Source organism: Cupriavidus sp. 05T313 (assembly GCF_056396665.1).
On sequence record NZ_JBFTLX010000405.1, the window covers coordinates 1 to 3,994 of the forward strand.

A 3,994-nucleotide genomic window follows, 5' to 3' on the forward strand; every position below is an offset into this window, starting at 1 on the left:
GATCAGGCGGATGCCGGCGGGGGCGAAGATGTCCATGGCGTGCGTCCATGAAGGCCGACCCCATGATGCCGAACATGTCGGTCACGCCGTTGGCGGCAAGGGTCTCGACGAAGGCTTCCGAGGGGGTCATGGCCTGCGGGCCGGCGGTGGCGGGCGCAGCGCTCGCGTTGAGGACTTCAGGGAGGTGTTCGCTCATGGTGTGTCTCCAGTCTATGTATCAAAACGGGACTATTTGTCCCGAAAAGTTCTTGTTGGCTGAAATGTAGGGTGCGGTTCGTCGAAGGTCAATAGGTAGTTACAATAAACGGGATGATTTGTACCTAAAATTGAAACTGCTCTATGATGACTCAAAGGCAGCACCGCGCGTGCGCATGCGCGCCACTGCCGTGACATGGCGCAGAGGAGACAGATGTGACGGATTTCGCGACAGACCCGATGACGGATGGACTGATGGATAGCGCGACGGATTTAGCAGTGGGCAAGCCGGACAGGATGGTCTCGGTGCGCAGCCTGTTTGGCATCGATTCCGGCCTGATGGTGCCGGCCTTCAGCGAGCGCGACGATCACGTCCCGGAAATCGACCAGGCCTACCGCTTCAACCCGGAAGTGACGCTGGCGATCCTGGCGGGATTCACCCGCGACCGCCGCGTGATGGTGCAGGGCATGCACGGCACCGGCAAGTCGACCCATATCGAACAGGTGGCGGCCCGGCTCAACTGGCCGTGCGTGCGGGTGAATCTCGACGGCCATATCAGCCGGCTCGACCTGGTCGGCAAGGACGCCATCGTGGTGCGCGACGGCCGCCAGATCACGGAATTCCAGGAAGGTATCGTGCCTTGGGCGCTGCAGCGTCCGGTGGCGCTGATCTTTGACGAATACGATGCGGGGCGCCCGGATGTGATGTTTGTGATCCAGCGCATGCTGGAGCGCGACGGCAAGTTCACACTGCTGGACCAGAACCGCGTGATCCACCCCCATCCCGCCTTCCGCCTGTTCGCCACCACCAACACCGTGGGACTGGGCAACCTGAACGGCCTGTATCACGGCACCCAGATGCTGAACCACGCGCAGATGGACCGCTGGAACGTGGTGGCAACGCTCAACTACCTGCCGCGCGCGGAGGAGGCCGGCATCGTGCTCGCCCGCGTGCCGGAACTGGCCGGCGATGCCGGGCGCGCGCTGATCGAATCGATGGTCAGCGTGGCCGAACTCACGCGCAAGGGCTTTGCCACCGGCGACCTGTCCACGCTGATGTCGCCGCGCACGGTGATCAGCTGGGCGGAGAACTGCCAGATCTTCCGCGACCCGGCGCTGGCCTTCCGGCTGAGTTTCCTGAACAAATGCGATGACGCCGAGCGCCCCATCGTGRCCGAGTACTTCCAGCGCTGCTTTGGCCGGGAGCTGGAGGCGGCGCCCGACGGCGCGCCGGAGCCGCGCTGATGATCACGGACCGGCAGGCTGCCCGCCGCAGCCAGCAGCGCGAGGCGCTATGCGCGGCGGCCGTGCGCGCCCTCACCGGCGATGCCGCGCTGCACTATCGCGACGGCCGCCTGTGCCGCCACCTGCGGCCGCTGCCGCTGCATGCGCCGCATCTGCGCACCCGGGCGGAGGACGATTTCATCTCCCAGCGCGGCGCGGCGGACGGCGCGGCCTTGCGCATCGCGCACTCCGATGCCGATCTGCACCGGCATTCATGTCCCGCCGATCCCATCGAGCGGCTGGTGTTCGAGCTGCTGGAACAGTTGCGCTGCGAATCGCTGCTGCCCGCCGGCATGCCCGGCCTGGCGCAGAACCTGCGCCACCGTTTCGAGGACTGGTCCCGCGCTTTCTACCGCGCGGGCCTGGCCGAAAGCCATCTGGGCATCCTGCTGTACACGGTGGCGCAGATCGCGTGGTCGCGCCTGTCCGGCTGGCCCGTGCTGGAAGACACCGAGGACCTGATCGAAGCCACGCGCGCGGCTATCGTGCCGGTGCTGGGCGTGTCGCTTGCCGGCTTGCGCCGGCATCGCGCGGAGCAGGGCGCGTTCGCCGTGCACGCGCTGGAGATGGCGAGGCTGGTTGGCGAGATGCTGCAGGCGGAGCGCGCTGGCCGGGCACAGGACGATGCCGGCGATCAGGAGGACGAGGAAGYCGCCCGCGTGGCGTTCTCGCTGGCGCTCGGTTTCGAGGACGACGAGTACGAGGCAATGGCGGTCGCGGCCACCGGCAACAGCCGTGTGCTGCATGGTTCGGAGCAGGGCTACCGCGCCTACACCACGCGTTATGACCGCGAGATATCGCCGGGATCGCTGGTCCGCAAGGCGCTGCTGGCCGAGTACCGCGAACGCCTCGACCGGCGCATCGCCGAACAGGGCATCAACGTGGCGCGGCTGGCGCGCGCGCTGGCGGCATCGCTTGCCGTGCCGCAGCGCGACGGCTGGTCCTTCGGCGAAGAGGAAGGCCGCATCGACGGCCGCCGGCTCGCGCAACTGGTCAGTTCGCCGGCCGAGCGCCGGCTGTTCCGGCAGGAGCGGCACAAGCTGCAGGCGGACTGCGCGGTGAGCTTCCTGATCGATTGCTCGGGCTCGATGAAAGCGCACATCGAACGGGTCGCGACGATGGTCGACATCCTCGCGCGCGCGCTCGACCAGGCCGGCGTCGCCAGCGAGGTGCTGGGCTTCACCACCGGGGCGTGGAACGGCGGCCGCGCCCGGCTCGACTGGCTGGCCCGAGGCCGGCCAGCGCATCCGGGCCGGCTGAACGAAACCTGCCATATGGTGTTCAAGGATGCCGCCACAAACTGGCGGCGCGCACGCACCGATATCGCCGCGCTGCTCAAGGCCGATCTGTTCCGCGAAGGCGTGGACGGCGAGGCCGTCGACTGGGCCTGCGCGCGGCTGCTCGCCCGGGCGGAGTCCCGGCGGATACTGATCGTGATATCCGACGGCAGCCCGATGGACACGGCAACGGGGCAGGCCAACGATGCCTTTTACCTGGACAACCACCTGAAGGAAGTGGTGGCGCGGCATGAGACGCTGCGGGATGTGGAGGTACTGGGGCTTGGGGTGGGGCTGGACCTGAGTCCTTACTACCGGCGCTGCCTGGCGCTGGACTTGTCGGTGCCGCCGGATATGCCGGTGTTCGCGGAGATTGTGCGGTGGATCGGGGGGAGGCGGTGAGCATCCCTCTCACCGCCGCCGGACCATTCATTGCATTCATTGCATTCATTGCATATGTAGCTCAGGTAACGTCCGGGCTTGCATCGATAGCCAAACCCGGCTCTGTACGCTGGCGGGAGGGTCCCCTTAATTCGACTTCACAGCCGGCGGTGGCGTCCATTTGCCGGTCAGCGCGGCCGCCTCCGGCCAATAGGCTCGCACATACAACGAAAAATCCTCGCTTTTCGGTGCTGGCAACCAGTTGCTCTCCTTGTCGGCGCCTGGCGAATCAGCCTGGACATAGAGCGTCAGAGAGCCGTCGGCGTTGTACTTCAGGTTCTTGTTCTTCGTACCGATCGAGTAGCGCTTCAGTGCATTTTCGGAGAAGAAATGATGCTGATTGTAGAGGGTGAGCGACCAGAAGCCCTTTACCGGCGGCTCGGCGCCTTTGGCGAAGGTAACGGTGTACTTGTTGGCACCGTTCAGGCGACCACCGGCGGCATCGAGATCCTGATAGAAGTACTTGGTCTCGTTCTGCTTATTGACGAAGATATTGGACTTGGCCGCCGCGGTGCGGCTGAAATAGTCGGTGCCGAAGCTCGCGCCATTGCTGATGGTGCTCCAGTGATCGGGCAATTGCAGGCCGTAGTTGCGGAACTGGAAGAGCGGGTCCACGATCTCGCTGTCCGCCTGTGCGGATGCCTTGATCAGCACGTCCTTGATATGGGGATCCTTGGCCGCGGCTTCCGCGAGCGCGAGGGCTTCGGCGTATCGGGCTTGTTCGCCCGGGAGCGGCCGCGCGTCCTTCAACACCACCGGCAGCGTGTCCCAGAACTTTTCCGGCACCACCCATTTGG

At 65.7% G+C, this 3,994-nt stretch carries 3 protein-coding genes and 1 pseudogene; 2 read left to right on the top strand and 2 right to left on the bottom strand.

All coding sequences use genetic code 11. The features are described 5' to 3' along the window. Nucleotides 1–196, bottom strand: a pseudogene (locus AC1DKD_RS39785) (sulfoacetaldehyde acetyltransferase); the annotation flags it as partial. Between the two features lie 254 nt (nt 197–450). Here AC1DKD_RS39785 and AC1DKD_RS39790 point away from each other — a divergent pair. Together AC1DKD_RS39790 and AC1DKD_RS39795 are read left to right on the top strand one after the other, a co-directional pair. Further along, nucleotides 451–1,440, top strand: a complete 990-nt coding sequence (locus AC1DKD_RS39790) for an AAA family ATPase (RefSeq protein ID WP_477144611.1) — start codon at nt 451–453, stop codon at nt 1,438–1,440. Further along, the gene (locus tag AC1DKD_RS39795; protein ID WP_477144609.1) at nt 1,440–3,158 is read left to right on the top strand and encodes a cobaltochelatase CobT-related protein; all 1,719 of its coding nucleotides are present in this window, start codon (nt 1,440–1,442) and stop codon (nt 3,156–3,158) included. The genes AC1DKD_RS39790 and AC1DKD_RS39795 overlap by 1 nt, the downstream gene beginning before the upstream one ends. A 126-nt stretch (nt 3,159–3,284) precedes the next feature. Here the strand turns inward: AC1DKD_RS39795 and AC1DKD_RS39800 are convergent. Next, nucleotides 3,285–3,994: DUF1214 domain-containing protein (locus AC1DKD_RS39800; protein WP_477144610.1), on the bottom strand; the 710-nt coding region annotated here is incomplete at its 5' end.